We start from the raw sequence: 26,031 nt of genomic DNA, 5'->3' as shown, positions 1-26,031 counted from the left end.
TTTTGCGGTTCTTTTTTATCTATTTTTCGTAGAGTATATAATTTTCTCTTTTTTCAGAAAGAAACATCTATCCATGTCCTATTTGCAAGAGCAGCATATAATAATTTGTTCATGCGGAGTAGTGCATTATTGGCTGGCAGATAGGTTCGATTAGCCCCTAGATTTATGAAAATAATTAGCATCCCGTCCGGTTAGTACTACCAAAGTTGTCATGCCTTCCTGTTTGAAGCATATACATGTTGGGAGTAACATTTTGGGCTTATGCTCTGGGCCTGTCTCAGGGTTAGATTATGCCAAGAAGGAGGACATATCCCGTGTTTGATCAGTCCCACGGCTTGCGGTTTGATATTTATGAACGCATTCACCTATCGGAAGAGCTTCCGGGAATAGCTGAGCTGGAGGAGGTTGAACTACTTCCGGAAATCCAGGTGATTCAGCGGGAGGATCGTGCCGAGTTATATGGTCAGCTGTTGCTTACCGGACTCTATCGGAGTGAAGATGACCGAACACAGCGTCTGGAGCACGCCATTCCCGTTGAAATCACTGTTCCGCTTACACGCGTCAGCTCGATTGAAGATATTGGGGTGGAGATCGAGAATTTTGATATCGATCTGCTCACGATGCGCACTGTGAATATAACAGGCGTATTATCACTACGGGGAATCGGTGGTGCGGAGCCTCAACCACAACCAACCTGGCAGCAGGAAGAGTACACAGTTGCCTATTCCCCTCTCAGTGATGACAGAGTAATTGAAGCATCTGCAGAGAACCAAGAACACGAAACTGATGCTCTTTATGAAAATTCACAATGGACCTTTGGTGAGGATGCATCGGAGGTTGCCGTGGAAGAACATGAGCATGCTGAAGCTAATGCAGACGCATCAGAGGCTCCACTGGTCTCGAGTGGAGCTGGTCATTCGTCCCCTATAGTTAATTTCTCATCCGCTCATGAGAAGGACAAGGGCGCGAAAGCTCGGACGCATAGTCTGGATTCGCAAACAGAGGATTCCAAAGCTGGAATAGCGGATTACTGGTTTAAAGCTGAGTCACAGAATGAGGAAGCTGAGGCGTATCAGCTGAATCAAGTTAGCCAGACTAGTGAAGCAGATCAAGAGCAAGAGGCTGAATATACTTTTGCTTCAAGAGAAACCGCTGTTCCAGCAGCTAATGCTGATGCGGATCAAGATATAGCTGTATTTGCTTCTGAAAAGGTGGCAAACAATGAACTTCACGCACAAGAAGAGAATGCGCAGCCGATCAATGATAATACGAACGAAGGCTTAGTTTCTCAGGAGACTGTGCCACATGCTGAGGAGAAACAAGATCTTAAGATTGCGCTAGGAAGTAAGAAAGAAGCAGAGGTTCCCGCAAAAGAACATCTCACCTTCTCTTCATTACTTAGCTCTAGTCGTTCTCGTAAAGAACAAGAGGCTCTCCTATCTGAAGGAAATGCATCGGCTGCAGCGATCATTCCAGAGGTAGGAAATAATACGGAGTGGAAGAGCAGATTCATCACGGGAGCAGATGGTGCTAACTTGTTCCGTAAGGTTCGCCTTTGCATCGTGCAGCGTGAAGAAACGCTGGATACAATCGCAGAGAAGTATCAGCTAAGTGCGCGGGAGCTGGGAATGTATAATCGATTGTCTGGGCAGAGTGTAGAAGAAGGGCAAGTGCTGTACATTCCGTAATGGAATTACAATGCGTACTCACATGATTAAATAAAGCGGCTGTCCCAACAGTAGATTTTTTACTGAGAGACGGCTTCTTTTTCTCTGAAAAATCAAAAAAAGGGGTCAGATGTAGGAGCTTTTACTTGCCCTTGAATCTGACCTCTTTGAATTGTGCTCGCCCACCTAACCGACCTTACCCATCACATTCTCGGCGACCGGTTTGCGACAACAATTAGGGAAAATCTCCCTATAATTCAGAGATAATTGCTCAATAGACTGATAATTAAGGAATTTCTCCCTGAAAATCAGCTGATTTCCCTACGAATATAGAAATTACCTCTTTTTTTAGGGACAAATTCCCTAATTCTATTCATTTAAAGCAATTATCGGCTATAATCAGGGGGTTTTTCCCTAATTAATTAAAAAGAGCAGCTGCTCAATAAGTAGCATTCGCACTTTTGGGAAAGTCCCTTTGTCATATATAAGAAAGTGTAAGTCGAAATTCCGCTAAAAGTCCCGCTGTAATAGCCTATCCAGGTTGACTAGGGGGGACTCAAAATGTATTATGAAGTAAGCAATATCTAAGTAAAGACTGGGAACGGGAAGAGTAGGCGGTCAGCCCTTCAGAGAGCGGAATGCAAGTGCTGTGACATTCCGTAGGATACAGCCACCGAAGTCGCCCCGGAGTCGCCCCTCTGAGCTTATCTTCATAGGAAAGATAAGTTAGGATGTGGCCGGTAGCAGCCGTTATCTGTACGAGTGTCGCGCTAAGCTTCTGAACCGTAGGGTGAGAGAAGTGTAGGTTTATTTTTCATTGGCGCGAAACAAAGGTGGTACCGCGAAAGAATGGCCTTTCGTCCTTTGAGACGAGGGGTCTTTTTGTTTTTTAGAAACCAACTTCAAGTAACTAAGTGGAGGTATCAGAGAATGGCTGACCAAAACAATCTAACAGCGGCAGAGTTGCCGAACCTGCAAGATACAGCGGCAGATGCTGCCGCTGCAAATGACTCTAAGAGCGAAATGCCAACAACGTATGATCCGAAATCAGCAGAAACCAAGTGGTATTCTTACTGGACAGAAGGTGGGTATTTCCGTGCAGGCGGGCGTCCAGATGCAAAAGCATATAGCATAGTAATCCCGCCACCAAACGTAACGGGAATGCTGCACATTGGTCATGCGCTTGATTTTACGCTTCAGGATATTCTGATTCGTACGAAACGGATGCAGGGCTTCGACACGTTGTGGCTACCGGGTACGGACCATGCGGGTATCGCAACGCAGACAAAAGTAGAGCAAAAGCTGCGTGAGCAAGGAATCTCAAGACATGATCTCGGCCGCGAGAAGTTCCTGGAGCAGGTGTGGGAGTGGAAAGATAAATATGCGAACACCATTCATGAGCAGTGGGCTAAGATGGGGCTCTCCCTTGACTATTCCCGTGAACGGTTTACCCTGGATGAAGGGTTGTCGAAAGCTGTACGCGAGGTATTCGTTAAGCTCTATAATAAAGGCTTGATCTACCGTGGCAAACGCATTATCAACTGGGACCCGGCGGCTCGTACAGCATTGTCGGATATCGAGGTTGAATATAAAGAAGTTAATGGTCATTTGTATCACCTGCGTTATCCGCTCAAAGACGGTAGCGGATTTATTACAGTAGCGACCACACGTCCGGAGACGATGCTGGGTGATACAGCGGTTGCTGTTCATCCGGAAGACGATCGTTACAAAGATCTGATCGGCAAAACGTTGATCCTGCCGATTATCGGACGTGAGATTCCGATTATCGCTGATGATTATGTAGACAAAGAGTTTGGTAGTGGTGCGGTTAAGATTACACCAGCTCATGATCCGAATGACTTCGAGATGGGTCAACGTCATAACTTACCGCAGATAAACGTAATGGATGAGAGCGGTACGATGAATGAAGAAGCAGGACCTTACCAAGGTCAAGATCGGAGTGTATGCCGTAAGGCCATCACTGCTGACTTGAAGGAGCAAGGTGTACTGATCAATATTGAAGATCATGTGCATCAAGTAGGACACAGCGAACGCTCTGGAGCCGTTGTTGAACCCTACTTGTCCACACAATGGTTCGTGAAGATGCAGCCGCTCGCTGAAGCTGCGATCAATGCACAGAAGGATGGGAACGGGGTTAACTTTGTACCTGACCGTTTCGAGAGAACTTACCTGAACTGGATCGAGAACGTACGTGATTGGTGTATTTCCCGTCAGCTGTGGTGGGGACATCGTATTCCAGCATGGTATTCCGAGTCTACTGGTGAATTGGTTGTGGCAAATGACGAGGAAGAAGCGCGCCGGATCAGTGGTCTAACCGACTTGAAACAGGATGAGGATGTACTGGATACCTGGTTCAGCTCTAATCTGTGGCCTTTCGCCACACTAGGATGGCCAGATGAGAACAGTGCAGATTTCAAACGCTACTATCCGAACGATGTGCTCGTAACAGGCTACGATATTATTTATTTCTGGGTAGCACGGATGATCTTCTCAGCTCTTGAATTTACCGGAGAAAAACCGTTCTCAGATGTATTGATGCATGGTTTGGTACGGGATTCCGAAGGTCAAAAAATGTCCAAATCACTCGGAAATGGCGTAGACCCTCTTGAAGTTATCGAGAAGTATGGCGCAGATGCAATGCGTTACATGATTTCTACCGGAAGTACAGCTGGACAGGATCTACGCTTCCGCTGGGAAAAGGTTGAGCAGGCGCGTAATTTCGCCAATAAGATCTGGAATGCATCACGCTTCGCTTTGATGAACTTGGAAGGCGTAAGCTTTGAGAATATTGACATTTCGGGTGAGCTAAGTACTGCTGATCGCTGGATTTTGCACCGTCTGAACGAAACTTCTCGTGAGATTACGCGTCTAATTGACTCGTACGAGTTCGGTGAGACCGGTCGCCAGCTGTACAACTTCATTTGGGACGATCTATGTGACTGGTATATTGAGTTCGCGAAGCTGTCACTTTACGGATCAGACGCCGCAGCCAAAGCGAAGACTCAGTCTGTACTTGCCTATGTACTAGACCGCACGATGCGCCTGATTCATCCGTTTATGCCGTTTATTTCGGAAGAAATCTGGCAGCACCTTCCGCATGAAGGGGAGACGATTACCCTGGCTGCGTGGCCGGAGTATGATGCTGCTCTGGAGAACCCGCAAGCGGTAGCGGAAATGAATCTGCTGATGGATGTAATCCGGGCCGTTCGTAATATTCGTGCTGAAGTGAATGTACCGATGAGCAAAAAGGTTGAATTGATCATCAAAGCGGGTAATGAAGAGACGCTGAGTATTATCACTCGTAACGACAACTACATTGGACGTTTCTGTAATACGTCTTCTTTCGAAGCTGGCCTTAATCCGGAAACGCCGGATAAGGTAATGTCCGCTGTAGTAACAGGAGCAGAACTGCTTCTGCCATTGTCGGGACTCATCGATATTGAACAAGAAATCGCTCGTCTGGAAAAAGAAGTACAGACGCTGAACAGCGAAGTAGAACGCGTAGAGAAAAAGCTGAGCAATCAAGGCTTCGTAGCCAAAGCTCCGGCTAAAGTTATCGAAGAGGAACGGGCGAAGCAGGCAGATTATTCTGCTAAACGTGAGAAAGTACTTGCCCGCATCGCAGAGCTGAGAGGATAAGAGACATGGATGACCTAAATCGGGGCGGAAGCACCGCCCCTCTTGCGACATACACCGAAGCGGTTGATTGGATCAAGAGCCTAATCCCTTTTGGGATCCGGCCAGGTTTAGATAGAATCGAGATGTTGATGGACAAGCTGGGAAATCCGCACCGTCGGCTGAAATTTATTCATGTGGCGGGTACGAACGGCAAAGGTTCAACTTGTGCTTTTTTGACTAGTGCACTTATACAAAGCGGCTATTCAGTAGGCACTTTTACGTCTCCGTATATTACAAAGTTCACGAATAGGTTCCAATATAATAATACGGACATCTCTGAAGAAACGCTTGTCGAGCTGGTTAACCAACTTCGTCCATTAGTCCAAGAAATTTCGGAAACGGAGTTTGGCTCACCTACGATGTTCGAGGTAACTACAGCTGTGGCCATTCTATTTTTTGCGGGCGTCTCTTGTCCTGACGTTGTCGTATGGGAGACCGGGCTTGGGGGAAGGCTGGATGTAACGAATATCGTTACTCCGATTGTTTCAGTGATTACTAATGTCGGTCATGATCACATGGATATTTTGGGAGATACGCTAGAGAAGGTAGCCATGGAGAAAGCCGGAATTATCAAGACGGGGGTACCTGTTGTTAGCTGCGTAACTCAGCCGGAAGTCGTGGCGGTTCTGAAAGAGAAAGCAGCGGCTTGCCGCTCTACTCTTTATCTTGCCGGAGAAGATTTTAGTTATGAAGCAAATGGAATCCGTGAGGGTGTGCAGACTTTCCATTTCAAAGGTCCCTTTCGTTCGCTTGAACTTGGGATCGTAATGAAAGGCGAGCATCAGATTAGCAATGCGGCAGCTGCCATGATGGTACTTGAGGTTCTGCGTCAATATATGGCCTTTATGCTTGAGGATGAAGATGTTCTTGATGGTTTGCGCCACGCATTCTGGGCTGGAAGGCTGGAAGAGGTAAGTACGTCTCCAAGGATTGTACTGGATGGTGCACATAATCCGGAAGGCGCGGAGAGTCTTGCAAAAAGTCTGCCTCAGCTCTATCAATACGGTAAATTAAATTTACTTATGGGAATGCTGTCAAATAAGCATCATGAATCCTACTTTAAGCATATACTGCCTATAGTGGATACGCTCATCCTGACCGAACCGGATTTCCAGAACAAAATGGACGCGGAGAATCTGCAAGTTATCGCAGAAAGTCTGCGGGAGAAATATGCCAAGGAAAACTTGGCAATCATAGTAGAACATAATTGGGGAAAAGCGCTGCAGCTACTGAAGTCGATTACAGCGGAGGATGACCTTGCCGTCGTATCTGGTACGCTGTATTTAATCTCTGACGTACGCGGTACACTTTTGCAGCAACCCGATACTGAAAAAGGCTGGTGACGACTGTTGGATACTACTGAACGTGTGCATTTTATAGGGATCGGCGGCTACGGAATGAGCGCGATTGCCCGGGTAATGCTGGAAATGGGATATACAGTTACGGGCTCCGATGTGGCTGCCCAAGAATTAACGGATAAATTGATTGCCAAAGGTGCCAAGATTTATATCGGGCATACAGCGGAACAAGTAAAAGGTGCGGATCTAGTCGTATACTCTACGGCTTTGTCTAGTGATAATGTGGAATGGGTGGAAGCTGAGCGTCTTAAGATTCCAATTCTGCATCGTTCGCAAATGTTAGCCCGTTTATTGAATGAACGTAAAGGGGTAGCCGTTGCTGGAGCACACGGAAAAACTACCACCTCCTCCATGATTGCACTTGTGATGGAAGAGTGCGACGTTGATCCAACGTATATTATCGGTGGAGAGATTATGAATGTAGGTACGAATGCAAAGGCGGGACAAGGTGAGTTTGTAGTAGCGGAAGCGGATGAGAGTGATGGCTCTTTCCTGCATTACCACCCTTGGCTTGGGATTGTTACGAATGTTGAAGCCGATCACTTGGAAAATTACGATGGGGACTTTAACCGTCTTAAGGCTGCATACGTACAGTTCATGAACCAAACGCGCGAAGATGGAACTGCTATAGTATGCGCTGACGACGAGAATGTGATTTCTCTTTTACCTGAAGTATCAGGTAAGGTGATTACTTATGGCATCAAGTCGAACACGGCGGATTATATTGCCACTGATATCGTTCTGGGAGATCGTCAGGTATCTTACACGATGAATCATAATGGAGAAGTGCTTGGACGGATTGAACTCTCAGTTCCCGGACAGTACAATCTTTATAATTCAATGGCTGCGGTAATCGCTTGTTTGAAATCAGGGATTTCTTTCGAGAAAATCGCTGAAGCGATTGTGAAATTCCATGGTGCGAAGCGCCGTTTTCAAGTGCTCGGAGAAGTCAATGACATTCTGGTCATTGATGATTATGCGCATCATCCTACAGAGATTCAGGCAACGATCAGTGCTGCCAAGGCTACAGGAAAACGAATTATTGCAGTATTCCAGCCTCAGCGCTATACTCGTACGTTCTTCTTGTTAGATGCTTTCAGCCGTGCCTTTAGCGAAGCCGACGAAGTCATCATCACCGATATATACTCTCCGGCTGGAGAGAAACAGATCGAAGGTGTTACTTCAGCGAAGCTGGTTGAGCTTATCGTTAAGAACAGTAATGCGGGCGCGAGACATCTACCAACCAAAGAAGATGTGCTTGCTGATTTGACACCTCGTATTGCTCCAGGTGATCTGGTGATTACGATGGGCGCAGGCGATATCTGGAAGGTCGGATACGCACTGGCAGACGGTTTGAAGAAGCATCAATAGTATAAATTGAGGCCAATTCGAGGATATTTATATTCTCTCTTCAATAGCACTTCCCCCAAATTTCGTTCAGATAATCCTTGTGTTCATCTGAAGGGAGCTTAGGGGGAAGTGTTTTTTGGTATTGTTAACGTATATACTGATATAGTTATAAAGTGCTATAGTGCTGTCAGAAGAGGATCGATTTTTTAACTTATATTTGGGCCCCGACAAAGTACCTGAGTACGCATCGAAGCAAAGCCTCAATTTGTGGGGTTATTTTCGCATAGGTGGTGACGTATGAGCTCCCTGCTTGAAATTAGAACACTAATTTATTTGTTTATGTTCGGAAATTTATTTATATTGCTGCTTATAACCAATTATCGAAGTACCGCTGTTAAAGATACAGCCTCCACCTTGTTCATCCGCTCAAAGGAGGTACAGCTACTCTTTTGGTGTTCGATTTTATTGTGGAATTATCTACCTCATGCGTTGTCCATTCCGCTTAGCAATGCTCTGATTCTTGGGGGATGCTGTCTAGAAATTACAGCATTACTGCTGATGATGGGAGTACTGGGGCCAAGAATCAAGCGATATTACATCATTCTTTCGGTATTAAGCGCAATCAGTTTTAGTATCATCGCATTATTTTTTAATCATTCCAACTTGCGCATCGCCTGTACCTCACTCTGGTCTATACTGTTTGTAGTTTATCCGGCTTATCATCTAACAGTGAATAAAAAGGCTACCCCTCTTCAAAAAATCTTAGGTGTATTATTTTATATATTTGCAGCGATTATGCTGATGCGGGCGCTTGTTGCGCTAATTTGGGAGCCCGAAATGAATGTGTTCTCAACAAATCTTACGCAGTCTTTGTATTATCTGGGGATGTATTTATTATTTATTGTGGGGGCTGCCGGTTTTATTCTACTCTCAAATGAACATTCCTTCGTCAAACTAAAAAGAATAGCCAGTTATGATGATTTGACGGCGATCCTAAATCGCGGGGCGTTTCTTCAGGAAGCGGAGATGAAGCTTGAAAAGGCAGTTCGAGCGCAGGAGCATTTCTCATTTTTGCTATTGGATTTGGATTATTTTAAAAAGGTCAACGATACTTATGGTCATGATACCGGTGACATTGTTCTGGAAGATTTCGCATCGACGATTAAAGATAATCTCGGAAATGGCGATTTGTTCGGCAGACTAGGGGGCGAGGAATTCGCAGTCATACTCTGTGGGGTAGATGAACAAAGCTGTGATCAGAAAGCTGAAGCGCTTCGCGAGGCGATAATGAATGCTTCCACTCAAAAAATTCCTCAGGGGTACACAGTTAGTATAGGTGTAATTACGATCATGCCAGATCCGGAGATCTCCATAAATAAATTGTACAAGCTAAGCGACAAGGCATTATATCAAGCCAAACAAGAGGGAAGAAATAGAGTTATCAGATACCGATATGTATACTGAGAGTCAGGAATACTTGGGGAGGTGAACTTCACTCATATGCATCTGGATCTCCAGACACTGCTGGTGTGTCTCTTTTTGTGGCAAGCGTTCACGGTGCTGCTTATCGTGGTGTATCGTTTGCGTTATGCGCAGGAACAGACTTCTTCATTGTTTATCACAGCAAAATATTTGCAACTAGCAGCCTTGATCCTCTTATTGCTGAAGGATTTTATAGATACACCACTTAGTCTATCGATCATAGCACTTCTTGCTTTGGCTGGAGGCACGCTCGAAAGCCTGGCGCTTCTAATGCTTCTTAGAGTATTCGGGAGCAAGGTGGAGAGATATTATTCTATATTATTCGGAGTATCCATTATCGCTGTGGTGCTTATGTATTTGTTGATGTCAGAGGATCCACTCGTTATTCCAGTCGCTTGTCTGGCTGGAGTCCTGATTATAGCTTATCCTGCTTATATTCTATGTTTGAAGGTCATGGAGACTTCGCTACAAATAATAATGGGACTGCTGTATGGTATCGTTATCTTATCATTGGCGGGTAGAGCTTTGGAACCGCTGTATTCCGTGTTAGGAATCAATACACAATTTTCACAATTCCTTTATTTGTTTTTTTATCTCGGGATTTATTTGTATATGTTTTTAGGAACCGCTGGAATTATGCTGCTTTATAGAGAGGATTCCTTTGCAGAAATGGAGCGGGTGGCAACTTATGATGAGCTGACAGGTATTTTGAACCGCAGGTCGTTTGTGCTACGTGCTCGGCCTTTAATAGCTGCTTCAGCGATGAAGAAGCTACCCTATTCTTTTTTACTGCTGGATGTGGATCACTTTAAGAGCATAAATGATACTTACGGGCATAATACGGGAGACCAAGTACTGAGAGATCTGACCTATAAAATAGAGCAACAGCTTGGCCATGGTGATCTGATCGGAAGATTTGGGGGAGAAGAGTTCGCAGTGCTCCTGCATAGAGCGGATGAAAAAAATAGTGATCTTATTGCTGAAGGAATGCGCGACGCTGTTATAGGATCAATTATTCATGGCGTATCGATGCAATACACAATTAGCATTGGAGTCATCACGATAGAATCGGGCGAACTTTATTCTCTGAACAATCTCTACAAACTTTGTGATAATGCATTGTATCAAGCTAAGAAAAAGGGACGGAACTGCGTTGTTAGAAGCTACGAAATATAGAAGTGTCGTCCTTTCGTCATTAGATAAGGAAGACACTTTTTTTGTTTGCATAGGGAATAGTCCATAATACCTAACGAGCATAGAAATTTTGAAAAGAAAATTCATGTTCGTGTATGACTGGAAAAAGAGTTTTTTAGTTCAATTTTCAAAAAAATGGCGATTTATAAAGGTTTTTCGTAACGGATTTCGAATAAAGTATAAAAATATATAAAAAATTTAATGTTTTCCCTATAAATCGACAATAATTTTATATAAAATGAGTTACTATTGAACTGCATCTAAAGTTGCAGTGATAAGTAGAGAGGATTAATACAAGAATACAAGGAGCCAGAGTCATGCGAGAAAAAATGCTGTTCTTATCAGCCCAGAATCAAAGCGCAAAGGATCTAGAAGGAGAAATGAGAACAGGGAGTATTCTCGAGATTTTGCTTGGGAAATTTGATATTGATTTGCTGACGTATGCCAATACGCAGAAGGATATGTCTACAGATGATGGAACTGCACTAACGGTTCATTACATTAATGGGTGCGTTACCTCATGGAGATCCATGCTGCGTCCCTTACATATATTACGGAGTTTCACTAATAGAAGTCATACGGATAAAGACATGAAGAGTACCATCGTGGAACTTTGTAGATCGAATAATTACAGACATGTGTTTATATCGCATAGCTTGCTGGGAAATTGCATTGGTATGGTTCGTAATCTGCTTCCTGAGGCCAGTGTTATTACAGATACGTATCGTTTTGAGAGCGAGCTTGCTGTTGGAAAAGAAATGGGGAAGCCGAGCAGCAGTAATCCTTATTATAAACTAAATGAGGCTTGGGTTCGGCGGAATAAGCGGAGACTAATGAATAAAACGGGTGTACTCTTGGCAACCTCGGAATGGGATGCCCTTTCATTCAAATCTCTATCCTTTGCGGATGCTCGTAAAGTTCATGTTGTTCCTCATTTCATAAAAATGAATGAATACGACGCTTTTACTGAGCCTGTTGCAAAAGAAAATTCAATGGTTCTGCACTGGAATATGAACACCAGACAGGGGATTAAGGCTGCTCAAAACTTCTTTAAGAAAAGCTACCCTTTGATTAAAGAACAAGTGCCTGATATTAAGTGTTACATCACCAGTCAGGAGGTTCATACGGAAGTGTTGATGCTTGTGAAAGATGATGTATCGGTCATTATCACTGGACCTTTGAAATCGTCTGCTGATTATATACGTCGTGCAAAAGCGGTTCTAGTACCTATCCTTGAAGGTTGTGAAGTCTCCAGAAACATTCTGGAATCATGGGCACTCAAAACCCCGGTGATTACTAGTTCTACAGTATGCGAGCGATTGAACTGTGAGCATAACCGTAATATTTTGCTTGCTAATACCTCGGTTGATGTTGTTGCTAGTGTAATAACGCTGTTAAAGAATCCCGAGATGGCAACGATTATTGCTGATCGGGCCCATCGCACTTTGTTGAAGGATTACGAAGTGAATTATGTGAAGAATAAGATTCTTAGTCTTGTATAAAAGGTACGCCTGAGAAGGCTCTGCCTGCAGTATATAAAAAAACCGCGAGGACGTTTTAGGGTCCTACGCGGTTTTTTTCATTCTTGCATGTTTTTACAGCAGGTTGCGGCGCAATTCTTCTGGAGATTTCGGAGACAACATTCCAAGTGGAATATCGAATACTGTACGCGCTCCGCTTTGACCTTCTTGACTCATACGCTGAGCAGCTCTTGCATAAGCCACGAGCACACTAGCCGTAAATTCTGGATTGCTCTCCAGCTTCAGGCCGAATTCAACAATCTGCTTCGTGCCTTCCCCTGTTACACCACTGCGAATAACAAACCCACCGTGCGGAATACCACTATGTTGAGCTGCCAATTCTTCTTCAGTGATGAAAGTAACCGTAGTGTCATAATCTGCAAAATAGTTCGGCATATTCACGATTTCTTCGCGAATGCGTTCTTGATCTGCCCCTGCCTCAGCCACTACAAAACACTCTCTGAGGTGCTTCTGGCGAGTGGTAAGCTCTGGTGTTTCACCAGCGCGAATGGCATCAATAACCTCTTGTACTGGAACGGTATATTGTACACCAGCTTTAACGCCATCCACTCTGCGGATCGCATCGGAGTGGCCTTGGCTAACGCCTTTACCCCAGAAGGTATACTCTTTACCTTGTGGAAGGATGGCTTCAGCGAGCAGGCGATTCATTGAGAATAAGCCTGGATCCCAGCCAGTAGAAATTACGCTGAGTGTTCCACCCTGTTTAGCTGCGGCATCAACGGTCTCGTAGAACTCAGGGATTTTGGCATGCGTATCAAAGCTGTCCACGGTATTAAACATCCGGGCAATAGCTGGCGTTTGTTCTGGCAGATCGGTAGCCGATCCTCCGCATAGAATCATAACATCAACTTTTCCCTTATATTGTTCGACGGCAGAGATGTGCTCGAACTTTACACCGGCTTCTCCGGCTTCGAGTTGTCCTGGTTCTCTGCGCGTAAAGATCGCAACTAGCTCGATATCTTCACTTTGGTCAATAGCTTTACGTACACCTTTACCTAAATTACCGTAGCCCACAATAGCTGCTTGAATTTTTTGTTTCAGAAAAAGCCCTCCTAATCAGTAGTGAACTAAAGTACCATTCCTAGTTTCCCTAGTATAGTGCACACTTTTAGCTCTTTTTATATAGTATATAAAAGGTACATGTAATGTAAACTGAATCTGCATAATCTTTCATAATTCCTATAGCTCAAAAATAGCATATCTCTCTATTGTCTATCATATATTTACTTATAGATTAGATGAGGTGAGGTGTAACTGTTGAATAACGGAAGAATGACATTCCGATTTGACGTGAACAAGGACGAGCCTAAACCAAAGCCTAAAGTGGTGGAGCGCTGGTCAAATGGCGGACTGGGCACAGCAGAAGAGTATGCTGAGGGACAACGGCAAGAGGTGGGTCCAGCACAGCAAACATGGCTTTATGAGCCTGATTTTCGTTCATCACGTGAGGCACCACCGGAAGATTCCTATGACTATTACTCGGGTACTGTAGATCCGCGTCAGGAAGAATGGGACGAACAGGATAAGGATTTTAGATATACACAGCAATCGTATCTGCTTTCAGATATGGTTTCGGATAGCAGAGATAAATTAGAGAATGCATCCTCTGGCAGTTACGGAGGCTCTTATCATACTCGGCGTCCTTCGTATTGGTGGAAATTAGCTCTTTCTGTTACGGGAGCCATCGGCACAGGGGTACTGCTTGGTTATGCTGCACTTTCTTTCTTTTACGGAGGAAATATGGACAGTAGCTCTGGAAATGGGGCAGCAGACATGGCGGCTACTTCAGTGAAGTCCAGTGGAGCTAAAGATCCGGCAGGTGTAGGTACATCAGGATTACCAGTGACGGGTACTGAAAATGCAGGGAAGAACACCATCCCAGTTCAAGTAGCTGCGCAAAGCTATTATCTGTTGCAGTACGGAGTATTCAGTACACCTGCAGGCGCTGAAGAGGCTCGCCAGGAGCTGTTAACCGCAGGATTGGCAGCGGGTATGGACCCTGCTGACGGCAATCGTGTGTATGCTGGAATGTCTTCCGACCGTGAACAGGCCAAGCTGCTAAGCAGCGGTCTAAAGAATCAGGGTATTGAGCTGTATGTGAGAGAGGTGGCACTTCCCGGGGCAGAACAGCTTGTCTATACCGGTAATGCAGAGGAAGTGAAGAACTATTTCTCTGTGAGCGGGCAGCTGCTCAGTGAATTAAGCAGTCAATCAGCTTCTCTACTTAGCACTGGCCAAACAAGTACGACAGCAAATACCTCCGCGGTGAGTGATCTTCACCTGCAATGGAATGAAGCTGTCAAAGTGCTAGAGCAAGGCGTATCTCCTGAAGCCAAAAGTATTTGCGCAGCGCTAGAGAAATCAATGAGCCAAGGGATATCAGCATGGAGTGAATATAACAAGAACAAGGCTCAGGGCCTTCTTTGGGAAGTGCAGGAATCGATGCTGAGCTTTTTGACTAGCCAAAAACAGCTTCTAACTGCAATGAACTAACTGATAGATTGTGGACATTAAGAACAGCAAGCCTCCGGATGTTGGGGCTTGCTGTTTTGGTGTGCTAATGGATACGGAGGATGGGATCACTCCGCAACTTTTAGTGCAAATGGTGGTAAACATTACCGTAAGGGATTTTACGTTTGTATTGATCACAATTTCACCGTATAATAATTAGGGTGTCAAAAAATGGCGAGGGAAGACTGAGATGAAGAAGAAAAATGTAGGAACACTGCTGTTATTTCTAATTCTAGGCTGGCTGGCTGGAGCCTGGATCGCCAAGCTGCTGCAGCCGGTAAAGGCTCTTTCTTTTCTAACAACATCGACTGTGCTTAAGTGGTCTCCGCGAGCCGATTTGGACATCATAACCTATGACATCACTATTCATTTGAAATTGTGCATGCTAAGTCTCATCGGTATTATTACAGCTGTATGGCTGTACCGTAGACTGTAACTCTCGTTACTGATCAAGAAGGGACGTTTACAACGTGGACAACTCACAACACATTATTTTAGCCTCAGGTTCACCGCGTCGACGAGAGCTTTTGTCTTTACTGGGCTTGCCTTTTGAGGTCATTACCAGTGAAGCAGATGAAAGCACACCACCGGACTTTACGCCGGAGCAAATCGTGCGCAGTCTGGCTTTGCGTAAAGCAGAGGCCGTAGTAGCCTCAGTAGGAGAGCGTAACGCAGTAATCGTTGGAAGTGATACGATTGTTGTACTAGATAACACTGTGCTAGGCAAACCGGTGGACGAGCTGGACAGTAAATCGATGCTTACCAGACTTCAGGGCCGGAATCATAAGGTATACACGGGTGTAGCCTGTATTGGACTTCCGCATGGAAAGACTATAGTGGAGCACCGTGTTACTTCCGTAACGATGAGAGCAATGACTGAGGATGAAATTGTTGCTTATATAGCTACGGGAGAGCCCGCTGATAAGGCTGGCTCTTATGCGATACAAGGGCTTGGCTCCACCTTGGTGGAACGAATTGAAGGCTGTTATTTCAATGTTGTCGGATTGCCGCTGTCGCTTCTTGGCGAAATGCTGTCCGAGTTCGGTATAACTGTATTGAACCGGTAGGAAGCTTGGGAAAGAGGGATAGGGATGGAGTCGCAATCAGTAATGCTGCGGGACCTCCCCCATGAAGAACGACCAAGAGAGCGCATGATGCATTATGGGGCGGAATCATTAAGTCAAGCGGAGTTGTTAGCCATTCTGCTGCGTACGGGAACACGCCGGGAATCGGCTATTCATATTGCACAGCAGATGCTGGGGAAGATTGGCGGCCTACGTGGGCTAGTTGACCTTAGCATCGAAGAACTGACCGAAATCAAAGGTATCGGCCCTGCCAAGGCCGTGCAACTAAAAGCAGGCATCGAACTTGGAAGGCGCCTCGCGAACTCCAGGTTTAACATGCCGGTCATTATCCGTTGTCCTGAGGATGCTGCGGAGATTCTGACCGAGCAGTTGCGTTATTTGCAGAAGGAGCATTTTGTCTGCCTGTTTCTGAATACGAAGAATCACGTAATTGGACAAGAAACGTTGTCTATGGGCAGTCTTAATGCTTCGATTGTTCATCCCCGTGAAGTATTTCGAGCAGCTATAAAATGTAGTAGTGCCTCTATCATATGCGCACATAATCATCCTAGTGGTGATCCAACGCCTAGTCCGGAGGATATCTCCTTGACCTCAAGACTGCTTCAGGCAGGCGAGATTGTCGGGATTGACGTGTTAGATCATCTAATTATCGGTGATAGCAGCTTTGTAAGCTTGAAAGAAAAAGGACACATGTAATATAAATGTGAAGATTTACTTAGGAAAAGGAGAATTATCATGTTGGGTAGTTTTACGAAAGATTTAGGAATTGACTTGGGGACAGCGAATACGCTTGTCTATGTACGCGGTAAGGGGATCGTTGTAAGAGAGCCTTCCGTTGTAGCCATTAACACTGACACTAAGACGATTGAAGCCGTGGGTGAATCCGCTAAAAAGATGATCGGTCGTACACCGGGAAATATTCGTGCGATCCGTCCGATGAAGGATGGCGTTATCGCTGATTTTGACACAACGGCTACGATGATAAAATATTTTATTCGTCAAGCACAGAAACAACGTTCTATGTTCCAACGTCACCCTAATGTAATGGTCTGCGTACCATCCGGCATTACTGCTGTAGAGCAACGTGCCGTAGAAGATGCTACTAGACAAGCTGGTGCTCGCGAAGCTTACATTATCGAGGAACCTTTTGCTGCAGCGATTGGTGCAGATCTACCGGTATGGGAGCCAACAGGAAGTATGGTTGTTGATATCGGCGGAGGTACTACTGAAGTTGCTGTAATTTCACTCGGCGGTATTGTTACTAGTCGTTCCGTACGTGTTGCGGGTGATGAAGCGGATGAGTCCATCATTCAGTACATCAAACGTCAGTACAATCTGATGATTGGTGAACGTACTTCGGAACAGCTTAAAATGGATGTAGGTTCTGCCTTGCCACTTGAGAAAGCTGAGACTATGGAAATTCGCGGACGCGATCTCGTTACAGGTCTGCCAAAGACGCTTACAATTACTTCTGATGAGATCTGTGAAGCATTGTCCGATACAGTGAGTTCTATTATTGAAGCTGTTAAAGTAACCTTGGAAAAATGTCCACCAGAGCTCGCAGCAGATATTATGGATCGCGGGATTGTCTTGACAGGTGGAGGCGCCTTGCTTCGTAACTTGGATAAACTGCTTGCGCGTGAAACTGGAATGCCAGTTATTGTCGCTGAGAACCCTTTGGATTGTGTAGCTATTGGAACAGGAAAGGCGCTTGATAATATCCATTTGTTCAAGAGTCGCAGCAGTTCCAGTCTTCGCTCTAAGAGATAAGCCTATGTATTGCCACTTGTGTACGTCAACCCCTGTTATGGGAGAAATACTGTTGTTAGAGGGTGTTGAAACTGTTTAAACTCTTAAGCAATAAACGTCTGTTTATTCTGTTGATTACACTGGTGCTGTTCATTGTGGTGATGGGCTTCAGCTTGGCATCAAGGAGTTCCTTGTCCTGGCCGGAGAATTTCCTTAGAGATACGACTGGTTTCGTGCAAAAAATGTTCTACAAGCCCGCTGGATATGTAGCGGGCTTGTTTGAAGATATCGGAAATCTGAAAGATCTTTCTAAGGAAAATGAGCAGCTGAAGATTCTAGCCGCCCAATATGCACGTGATAAAGCGCAATACAATTTCATTCAGGTAGAAAATGAGCAGTTAAAGGAACAGTTGAAGTTCACGAAAGCTCAGGAGGAATTGTATAAATATCAATACCATATTGCGCAGGTGGTTAGTCAGACAACAGAACCAAGCAATAGTACGATTGTAATCGATTTAGGTGCTAAAGATGGCGTTCGACCAAATATGTCTGTGATTTCGGTGGATGGTTTGGTGGGTGTTATTAGTCAAGTCAGCAATTTCACCTCTACGGTGAAGCTGATGACCATGATGGATACGAATGACCCTAATTCTCAGCCGCCAATTGCGGCAACCGCTATTAACAAAGAGGGCAAAACCTTTGGTATGATTGAAAGCTATGATCCGAAGACAAACAAGTTATTGATGAACAAGATCCCGCCAGGTGATCCTATTGCGCCGAAGGATGTTATCGTTTCTTCTGGTATTGGGGGATTGTATCCGCGAGGATTGACCATCGGTACAGTTGAAAGCGTTGAGGTTGGTGAATTTGGATTAACCTCCACAGCAGTGATTAAGCCTTCAGCAGAATTTCAAGACTGGAAGCAGCTGATTGTTGTTTTTACGGAGGAGCGTGCTGAATAGTGAATATGCGCAGATCTGTTCTTGTTCTGTTACTGTTCCTCTTGTTCATTCTGGAGGGAACCATTCTGCCTTGGCTGATTCCAGATGTATGGCAGATGCGAATTATTCCGAATCTAGTGTTCGTTGTGCTATTGTTCGTGGCTGTATATCATCATCGTCATACAGCGCTTATACTGGGCCTAACTTTCGGACTATTACATGATGTCGTTTTTTATGGCAGAATTCTAGGAGCACATTCTTTTGCAATGGGTCTGTCGGCTTATTTAATCGGCCTTCTGTTTCAGATTCCGCGTGCTCCACTACCTCTTATGATGACTGTGATTCTGCTCGGAAGCTTGCTAGAGGATAGTGTGTTATTTGGTATTTATAGTGTATTCAATCTCAATCAGGAGCCTTATAGCTGGGCTATTTTGAATCATATGCTGCCAACGATGCTCTTTCATTTTGCTATTGCTCTGATCCTCTACATACCGTTACGACGCCAGCTTGAGCTGATCAAGAAAGAGAAGAGTACGGAAGAAGCGGCATAAAGAAGCTTCTATTTTCTTTCTTTATAAAGCAGGAATTTAAGGGGCCCGGCACGAATGAATGAGGATAGGGGGCCAGGCAAATGACAGTAAAATCCAAGCATGTAAGGATTAAGGGCATCAAGGATGGCCTGATATTCCTGTTAGACGACAAGTGTCCCTTCGAAGATCTTCTGAGCGAGCTTCGCTATAAGCTGGAGCACAGCCATCAAAATATTTTGACTGGACCGATTGTTCATGTGGATATTAAGCTGGGCAATCGTCTTGTAACTGAGGAAGATAAGGAAGCTGTGCTGGAGATTCTGAAGGGACAGGGAAACCTACTGATTCGTTCCATTGAGGCGCTTCCAGTGCCCGGGAGTGAGGATAATGACGCGTTGTTTCTAATGAGCGGGATTCTTCGTTCCGGTCAGGTGCTGCACCATGATGGAAATCTTTTATATCTGGGGGATGTGAACCCAGGAGGGACCATAACCTGTTCAGGCGATATCTATATTCTAGGATCACTTAGAGGTATGGCGCATGCTGGAGTAGATGGTAATGAGGAAGCGATTATCGCGGCTTCATTAATGTCTCCAACACAACTGCGAATTGCTGATATTATCAGTCGGCCTCCCGATGAATGGGAAACCCGAGAAAGCAGTATGGAGTTTGCATATTTAACGGACGGAGCTATGCAAATCGATAAGATTCATAATTTAGTCAAAATACGCCAGGATTTAAATGTGTTTAAAGGGGTGTAGCCTCCATGGGAGAAGCGATAGTCGTAACCTCGGGCAAAGGCGGAGTTGGCAAAACAACCACAACAGCCAATATTGGAACCGCACTTGCACTGCAGGGTAAAAAAGTATGTCTCGTCGATACCGACATTGGACTGCGTAATCTGGATGTAGTTATGGGGCTTGAGAATCGTATTATTTATGATCTTGTGGATGTAGCGGAGGGTCGTTGTCGCCTAAATCAAGCACTCGTTAAAGACAAGCGCTTTGATGAGTTGTATATGTTGCCCGCAGCTCAAACGAAGGATAAAACGTCCGTCACTCCTGAACAAGTAAAAGATATCATTCTCGAACTGAAGAAGGAATATGAATATATATTGATTGATTGTCCAGCAGGGATTGAACATGGCTTCCGCAATGCGATTGCCGGTGCGGATAAAGCGATCGTGGTTACCACACCAGAGCATGCTGCTGTGCGGGATGCAGATCGTATTATCGGACTACTTGAACAGTCGCATGTGGAATCGCCAAAGCTGGTGGTAAATCGTATTCGCCCAGGTCTTGTAAAGTCTGGGGATATGCTTGATATTGAGGATATTTTACAGGTGCTGAATATTGATCTTATCGGAATTGTTCCGGACGATGAACTGGTCATTAAAGCCGCAAATAGTGGAGAGCCTACAGTTATGAATCCCGATTCGTCAGCAGCTATTGCCTACCGCAATATTGCACGTCGAATTTTAGGTGATGCTGTGCCGCTAATGCAGCTTGATCGGAAACCGGGAGCATTTAAGAAATTTAAGAAATTTTTCGGTATGGCTTAATTTTGCACCAAGCAATCTTACTATAGAAGCATTAACGATCCCACCACTAGAGAAATCTATGGGTGGGATTTATTTTTTTAGTGGCAATTAAGTGCTCCACCTTGGGTGGGCTTGTTCTAAAGAGACTTCCGTGCTTCATAAAATGGAAGTAAAACAAGCCCGTCCGGAGGGATAAATATGGATCTCAAATCAGATATCAAGAATCGCCGCAAGGAGCGTATTCGTAGTTTGCTGGAGGAAATCCCGGATATAGAAACCGCGGAGGTGTCTCCGTTATTCGTTATGCCCGAAAAGAGTACGAGCTTCAAAGAGTGGGGTACGGGGTTTAAGCGGAATGAGGAGCAATCATCTATAGAGCCTGATCCAGAAGTAATGTGGAAAGAGAGACGTGGGGGATGGGAGGAACCTGGTGGAGGAGGTTCTAACTTTTCTGCCGGTTTTATTCGACGGGTTGTAGCCAGTGTGCTTGTGTTTGGAGCGGTGTGGGGAGTTTTTGCGGTTCACCAGCCATGGTCCTATAAAGTTCAAGCTTTTATTAGTGATGCCTTGAGCAAAGACATGGATTTCACAGCAGTGCAGGTCTGGTATGAGGAGAATTTTAATGGTGCGCCGGCATTCATTCCGATATTTGGTGATAAGGATGAACCTGCTCAAAAGGCAGCAGCTCGTCATGAGCTTAGTGCTCCGGTAGCTGGAAGCATTGTGGAGCCTTTTGCTTCCACACTAAAAGGTGTAGAAATTATGCCTGAAGTCGATTCAACCTCAAATGTGACGGTGAAGAGTATAGACATGGGACGTGTTCTTTCCATCTCCAAGGAATTGGACGGGGGCATTCGAATTGCGGTCCAACATTCTGGAGGAATCACAGCAGAATACGGACATTTAAATGGCACTAAACTGGCGATTGATGACTGGATTCAGAGTGGAGATGATCTCGGCTGGATGCTGGAGAAAGAGGGCTCCTCAGCTCCAACGCTGTTCTTTGCAGTGATGAAAGACAAGACTTATATTGATCCTACAGAAGTGGTATCGTTTGATTAGGATCTTAGGGATCGATCTGTCACTACATCCATTGTTCGTAATCATTATGTTGTTCTCTGTACTCACAGGACAATTTCTGGAGCTGATTACTTTATTTACGATCGTCCTCATTCATGAAATAGGACATGTGGTGGCTGCCCTTCTGGTTGGTGTTACAGTCAAGTCGGTTCAGCTTCTTCCGTTTGGCGGAGTTGCGGTGATTGAAGATCATGGACGGCTTACAGCTAGTCGTGAGATTGGCATTGCACTTGCCGGTCCGCTGCAAAATGGAATCATGATTGTTATGGCTCTTGGGCTTCAGCAAGCGGGTTATGGTAATCAGGAATTTTTAACTTATTTTATACATGCCAATGCCATTATTGCGCTCTTTAATCTAGTGCCTGTTCTGCCACTTGACGGAGGCAAAGTACTTCAAGCTACAGTTAGTTTATTTCTTCCTTACTACTATACTTTGCTCTGGAGCGGACGAGTGAGTATTGCTGCAAGCATTCTTGTGATTGTTTATTCGCTACTGCCCCTTGGAGTGGGTGGTGGCTTGAGGCTGAATATGGTCATGATCGGTGCTTTTCTATTGTATTCAAATCTTACGGATCATCGAAATTTACCGTACCGATTCGTTGCATTTTTGATGAATAGGGAGGCTGTCTATGAGTATCATTTGCGGACAGGAAGTGTGGCTCGTCCAATTGTTGCCTTATCTGCGAAACCTTTAGATGCTATCTTGCGTCTATTTAAACGTAATCAATATCATTTTATCTATGTTTTAAACGGCGAAGGAAATGTTGTTGCTGTTGTGCCGGAACAGCGTTTAATTTCTACCTACTTCGGAATGTAGTGTATTTATGCAGAGAGTGAAAAGGGATGAATGAATGAACGAAACCAGAGGTGAAGCCATGAAACAGATGATCGTTCACTGCACGCAGCACATTACCCGAATGGCTCTTCTGGAGAACGGAAGGCTTGTGGAGTACGCGGCTGAACGCGATCAGCAGCAAGGGCTGGTCGGAAGTTATTATAAAGGCCGTGTGATCAACGTACTTCCAGGTATGCAGGCTGCTTTTGTTGACATTGGACAGAAGAAGAATGCTTTTTTATATGTTGATGATGTATTGCACCCTCATTTGGATAAACAGCCGGATGTGAAGCCCTCTATCGAGACGCTTTTGCAGCCTGGTCAGGATATTGTTGTACAAGTAAGAAAAGAGCCTAGCGGCGGCAAAGGTGCACGTGTAACGACCCATTATACGTTGCCTGGTCGCTGGATGGTGTACATGCCTTTTGCAGATTATGTAGGTGTTTCCAAAAAAATAAGTCGTGATGCAGAACGCAGCCGGCTCAAAGGAATTGGTGAACGCCTACGTATGAACGAAGAGGGGCTTATTATGCGGACCGTCTCTCAGGATGAGCCGCATGAAGCGGTGGAAGGTGATCTTTCTTTTTTACGTGCGCAATGGGATAACATTACACGTCGGGCACAAACCGCAGAAGCTCCGGCTCTATTGCATCGTGATCTTAGTATTGTTCAGCGCTTTATAAGAGATGCATTTAATCCACAGCGTGATCAGTTGATTATAGATTCTTTAGCTGCAGTTAAAGAAGCCACGGCATTTCTGGATGACATGGCACCTGATGGGTACAAGCCTGTAAGTTTGTATAATGGATCGGAGTCCATCTTTACAGCATATGGTGTTCAGGAACAGCTACACAAGAGCTTCAGTCGCAAGATCACGCTGGAGGGCGGAGCTACAATGATCTGGGATGAGACGGAGGCGCTCACGGTTATTGACGTTAACACCGCGCAATACATTGGAGGAGCATCGCTTGAAGAGACGGTGACGAACACTAATTTGCTTGCAGCAGAGGAGATTGGTCGTCTGATTCGTTTACGAGATACGGGCGGAATCATTATTGTTGATTTTATTGATATGGAAGAAGAAATACACCGGAAAATGGTTACCGAGCGGCTGGAGAAAGTAATTTGCAAGGATCGAACCAAAACACATATTCTCGGTTGGACAAGACTCGGTCTCCTCGAGATGACTCGGAAGAAGGCAAGACATGATTCAGCCAGCTTCGCACCTATCCTGTGTCAGTGCTGCGGAGGGACTGGGAAAGTTGGAGAATGGATGGAATGAGTTGACGATGGGCGATAAGTATGATAATATCTTCAAGTATGTGTTTGATTCATTCGATCCTGCACATGCTGTAACCGCTCCGATCGGGTACATAAGTGTAGTTCCCACGGGAATCTGCCACCTAGACTAGGCGAGTCTGAGACATGAGGAGGTGCAAGTAAAATGTATGCAATTATCGAAACTGGCGGTAAACAATACAAAGTCCAAGAGGGCGATGTTTTGTTCATTGAGAAGTTGGAAGCTGAAGACGGCGCAAGTGTAACTTTTGACCGTGTATTGGCTGTTTCTAACGAAGGTGGTCTGACTGCAGGAACTCCGCTCGTAAGCGGCGCGTCTGTAACAGCTAAAGTCGAGAAACATGGTAAAGGCGCTAAGGTTGTAGTTTACAAATACAAACCTAAGAAGAACTACCACAAGAAACAAGGCCATCGTCAACCGTACACGAAAGTAACTATCGAGAAGATTCAAGCGTAAGAAGGTGCGTGAATGATTAACGTACGGATTACACGATCTTCGGATCTAGGAACTATCGTTGGCTTTGAGGTAAAAGGGCACGCGGGTTATGCTAAGCGTGGCGAAGATATCGTATGTGCCGGAGTTTCGGCCGTAACGGTTGGAACCGTCAATTCGATTGAGACTTTGACCGGAATCTCCATGGATACGTCCATGAAGAACGGATTTCTAAGTGGAACATTAAGTTCCATTGATGATTTCGATACTTCCGCGAAGGTGCAGTTGCTGCTTGAATCCATGGTCGTGATGCTAAATGATATCGCAGAATCATACGGAAAGTATCTTCAAATAGAGCAAGTAAATATTTAAAGAAGGAGGTTGACAACATGTTGAAATTGAATCTTCAATTGTTCGCATCGAAAAAAGGTGTAGGTTCCACAAAAAACGGACGGGATTCCCATTCCAAACGTCTTGGCGTGAAACGTGCTGACGGTCAAGCAGTAACCGGCGGTAACATCTTGGTTCGTCAACGCGGAACAAAAATTCACCCAGGCACTAACGTAGGCATCGGTAAAGATGATACGTTGTTCGCATTGGTGGATGGCGTAGTGAAGTTCGAACGTTGGGGCCGCGATCGCAAAAAAGTGAGCGTATACCCAGTTGATGTCGCTCCGGTAGCAGCGGCACTGGAAGCGTAAGCTTACGGAACCATATTTGCATGTAGAAGCCTCCGGCATGAGTGCCGGAGGCTTTTTTGTAGAATATTCAGAATCATTTGTGGATACCTCTTTGAGCACTTTAGAAACGTAGACCTTCAGAGTTTTAAGAAAGCATAAACATCCTTAGACATATATGAAAATCTCATGGTTATCTCTGGTGAACTACAGGGAATTGCTGTGTTATACTAGGAAATGGTAATTGGTGAGGACAATAATCTAAACGAAGTCATGAATTTTGCGAACTGAGGGACGGGGAGAAAGAATGAAATCCTGGAAAAGTGCAATCTGGGCAGTCATGTTATCCGTAATGCTTCCTTTAGGACTCGTGTATTGGCATACCTCCCTTTTGACGTGTCTGTTGCTTGGAATTTGGGTAGCAGTAACGATTGCATTCAGTTTGATTTGGAATCAGCGTCATTGGGAACGGGAACTGCGCATACAAGAGAACACTCTGCAACAGGCGGCGATTCGGACACTGAATCATCATCGTCATGATTGGATGAATGATTTGCAGATTCTTTACGGATATATTCAGCTTGGAAAACCTGATAAATCCGTGGAGTGTGTGGAAAGAATAAAGGAACGCATAGCGCTTGATAGTCGTATCGCTAAGCTGGGCATTCCTTCATTGGTCTTCTATATCCAATCTTTCCGAACTTACCGGACTAGTCTGGAACTGGAAGTTCAAGTGGAGGAAGGATTGCAACTGGAGGAGAAGCTAAACCGGGAAGCAGGAGATGAGCTGACTTCAGTGATCATGCAGACCGTACGAGCTTATCAATATAACGGACTGGCTCCTCAGGGTGAAACGCGCAAGCTGCGTCTTGGCTTTATTCAGGATGGAGGAGACATTCTTATCTCCTTCGAAGGTGAGGGAGAGCATGGCAATCCCGAGCAGCTCAAAGGGCAAATTTATAATATAGTACAAGGGAAAATCATGAAAGCGGAGCAGTTTAAGCCCAGCAAGGCTTATGTAGAGCTGCGTTTGCCGCTTGAAATGTGAGGAAGGTGAACA

At 45.0% G+C, this 26,031-nt stretch carries 26 protein-coding genes and 2 other annotated features; of the genes, 25 read left to right on the top strand and 1 reads right to left on the bottom strand.

Annotated elements, in window-relative coordinates; all coding sequences use genetic code 11:
* The first annotated feature begins 314 nt into the window (after positions 1-314).
* The 7 genes from QNH28_RS23565 (at position 315) to QNH28_RS23535 (ending at position 12,252) form a co-directional block, all read left to right on the top strand.
* Positions 315-1,688 carry a LysM peptidoglycan-binding domain-containing protein gene (locus QNH28_RS23565; RefSeq protein ID WP_283908772.1) on the top strand — a complete coding sequence of 458 codons (1,374 nt, stop codon included), beginning with the start codon at positions 315-317 and terminating at the stop codon, positions 1,686-1,688.
* Positions 1,689-2,255: 567 nt separating this feature from the next.
* Positions 2,256-2,535 (top strand) — a binding site (T-box leader).
* A gap of 155 nt (positions 2,536-2,690) precedes the next feature.
* The gene (locus tag QNH28_RS23560) at positions 2,691-5,327 is read left to right on the top strand and encodes a valine--tRNA ligase (protein WP_076286506.1); all 2,637 of its coding nucleotides are present in this window, start codon (positions 2,691-2,693) and stop codon (positions 5,325-5,327) included.
* A 5-nt stretch (positions 5,328-5,332) separates the two neighbouring features.
* A complete protein-coding gene (locus QNH28_RS23555) occupies positions 5,333-6,709 on the top strand; it encodes a bifunctional folylpolyglutamate synthase/dihydrofolate synthase (RefSeq protein WP_283908771.1) in 1,377 nt (458 codons plus the stop codon).
* Between the two features lie 6 nt (positions 6,710-6,715).
* On the top strand, positions 6,716-8,095 hold the full coding sequence (gene murC / locus QNH28_RS23550) for a UDP-N-acetylmuramate--L-alanine ligase (protein ID WP_283908770.1): 1,380 nt from the start codon (positions 6,716-6,718) through the stop codon (positions 8,093-8,095).
* Positions 8,096-8,371: 276 nt separating this feature from the next.
* Complete coding sequence (locus QNH28_RS23545) at positions 8,372-9,538, top strand: GGDEF domain-containing protein (RefSeq protein WP_283908769.1); 1,167 nt, start codon at positions 8,372-8,374, stop codon at positions 9,536-9,538.
* A 36-nt stretch (positions 9,539-9,574) separates the two neighbouring features.
* The gene (locus QNH28_RS23540; protein ID WP_283908768.1) at positions 9,575-10,732 is read left to right on the top strand and encodes a GGDEF domain-containing protein; all 1,158 of its coding nucleotides are present in this window, start codon (positions 9,575-9,577) and stop codon (positions 10,730-10,732) included.
* Between the two features lie 335 nt (positions 10,733-11,067).
* On the top strand, positions 11,068-12,252 hold the full coding sequence (locus QNH28_RS23535; RefSeq protein WP_283908767.1) for a glycosyltransferase: 1,185 nt from the start codon (positions 11,068-11,070) through the stop codon (positions 12,250-12,252).
* 93 nt (positions 12,253-12,345) lie between these two features.
* On the opposite strand, the gene QNH28_RS23530 is transcribed toward QNH28_RS23535, so the two are convergent.
* The gene (locus QNH28_RS23530; RefSeq protein WP_283912245.1) at positions 12,346-13,332 is read right to left on the bottom strand and encodes a diaminopimelate dehydrogenase; all 987 of its coding nucleotides are present in this window, start codon (positions 13,330-13,332) and stop codon (positions 12,346-12,348) included.
* A 216-nt stretch (positions 13,333-13,548) separates the two neighbouring features.
* On the opposite strand from QNH28_RS23530, the gene QNH28_RS23525 reads away from it, so the two are divergent.
* From QNH28_RS23525 to QNH28_RS23440, 18 genes are all read left to right on the top strand, one after another.
* The gene (locus QNH28_RS23525; protein WP_283908766.1) at positions 13,549-14,784 is read left to right on the top strand and encodes an SPOR domain-containing protein; all 1,236 of its coding nucleotides are present in this window, start codon (positions 13,549-13,551) and stop codon (positions 14,782-14,784) included.
* 10 nt (positions 14,785-14,794) lie between these two features.
* On the top strand, positions 14,795-14,962 hold the full coding sequence (locus QNH28_RS23520) for a hypothetical protein (protein WP_283908765.1): 168 nt from the start codon (positions 14,795-14,797) through the stop codon (positions 14,960-14,962).
* Positions 14,963-14,992: 30 nt separating this feature from the next.
* Positions 14,993-15,238, top strand: coding sequence for a DUF4321 domain-containing protein (locus QNH28_RS23515; RefSeq protein WP_060621866.1), 246 nt, complete (start codon positions 14,993-14,995; stop codon positions 15,236-15,238).
* Positions 15,239-15,272: 34 nt separating this feature from the next.
* Positions 15,273-15,869, top strand: a complete 597-nt coding sequence (locus QNH28_RS23510; RefSeq protein WP_283908764.1) for a Maf family protein — start codon at positions 15,273-15,275, stop codon at positions 15,867-15,869.
* Positions 15,870-15,893: 24 nt separating this feature from the next.
* The gene (gene radC / locus QNH28_RS23505) at positions 15,894-16,583 is read left to right on the top strand and encodes a RadC family protein (protein WP_042191176.1); all 690 of its coding nucleotides are present in this window, start codon (positions 15,894-15,896) and stop codon (positions 16,581-16,583) included.
* Positions 16,584-16,622: 39 nt separating this feature from the next.
* Positions 16,623-17,657: a rod shape-determining protein gene (locus tag QNH28_RS23500; RefSeq protein ID WP_042191174.1), complete on the top strand. Its 1,035-nt coding sequence runs from the start codon at positions 16,623-16,625 to the stop codon at positions 17,655-17,657.
* A gap of 62 nt (positions 17,658-17,719) precedes the next feature.
* A complete protein-coding gene (gene mreC, locus QNH28_RS23495) occupies positions 17,720-18,598 on the top strand; it encodes a rod shape-determining protein MreC (RefSeq protein ID WP_042191173.1) in 879 nt (292 codons plus the stop codon).
* Entirely contained in the window at positions 18,598-19,128 is a 531-nt protein-coding gene (gene mreD, locus QNH28_RS23490) for a rod shape-determining protein MreD (protein WP_081383060.1), read from the top strand. Before mreC ends, mreD begins: the two co-directional genes overlap by 1 nt.
* An 80-nt stretch (positions 19,129-19,208) precedes the next feature.
* A complete protein-coding gene (minC, locus tag QNH28_RS23485; protein ID WP_283908763.1) occupies positions 19,209-19,868 on the top strand; it encodes a septum site-determining protein MinC in 660 nt (219 codons plus the stop codon).
* Between the two features lie 5 nt (positions 19,869-19,873).
* On the top strand, positions 19,874-20,668 hold the full coding sequence (minD, locus tag QNH28_RS23480; RefSeq protein WP_042130573.1) for a septum site-determining protein MinD: 795 nt from the start codon (positions 19,874-19,876) through the stop codon (positions 20,666-20,668).
* Between the two features lie 177 nt (positions 20,669-20,845).
* Entirely contained in the window at positions 20,846-21,709 is an 864-nt protein-coding gene (locus tag QNH28_RS23475; RefSeq protein WP_283908762.1) for a peptidoglycan DD-metalloendopeptidase family protein, read from the top strand.
* Entirely contained in the window at positions 21,702-22,544 is an 843-nt protein-coding gene (locus tag QNH28_RS23470) for a M50 family metallopeptidase (protein WP_283908761.1), read from the top strand. The genes QNH28_RS23475 and QNH28_RS23470 overlap by 8 nt, the downstream gene beginning before the upstream one ends.
* Before the next feature lie 58 nt (positions 22,545-22,602).
* Complete coding sequence (locus tag QNH28_RS23465) at positions 22,603-23,844, top strand: Rne/Rng family ribonuclease (protein ID WP_283912244.1); 1,242 nt, start codon at positions 22,603-22,605, stop codon at positions 23,842-23,844.
* Entirely contained in the window at positions 23,825-23,974 is a 150-nt protein-coding gene (locus QNH28_RS23460; RefSeq protein ID WP_283908760.1) for a hypothetical protein, read from the top strand. Before QNH28_RS23465 ends, QNH28_RS23460 begins: the two co-directional genes overlap by 20 nt.
* Positions 23,907-23,992: a sequence feature (ribosomal protein L21 leader region), on the top strand. Its footprint overlaps the gene before it by 68 nt.
* 14 nt (positions 23,993-24,006) lie before the next feature.
* Complete coding sequence (rplU, locus tag QNH28_RS23455; RefSeq protein WP_042130566.1) at positions 24,007-24,318, top strand: 50S ribosomal protein L21; 312 nt, start codon at positions 24,007-24,009, stop codon at positions 24,316-24,318.
* Between the two features lie 12 nt (positions 24,319-24,330).
* Positions 24,331-24,666, top strand: coding sequence for a ribosomal-processing cysteine protease Prp (locus QNH28_RS23450; RefSeq protein ID WP_042130565.1), 336 nt, complete (start codon positions 24,331-24,333; stop codon positions 24,664-24,666).
* Positions 24,667-24,683: 17 nt separating this feature from the next.
* A complete protein-coding gene (gene rpmA / locus QNH28_RS23445; RefSeq protein ID WP_042130564.1) occupies positions 24,684-24,995 on the top strand; it encodes a 50S ribosomal protein L27 in 312 nt (103 codons plus the stop codon).
* Between the two features lie 283 nt (positions 24,996-25,278).
* Entirely contained in the window at positions 25,279-26,019 is a 741-nt protein-coding gene (locus QNH28_RS23440) for a Spo0B domain-containing protein (RefSeq protein WP_283908759.1), read from the top strand.
* The last annotated feature ends 12 nt before the right edge of the window (positions 26,020-26,031 follow it).

The organism is Paenibacillus sp. G2S3 (genome assembly GCF_030123105.1).
GTDB lineage: Bacteria > Bacillota > Bacilli > Paenibacillales > Paenibacillaceae > Paenibacillus_AQ.
This window is presented reverse-complemented; position numbering and strand designations above follow the sequence as displayed.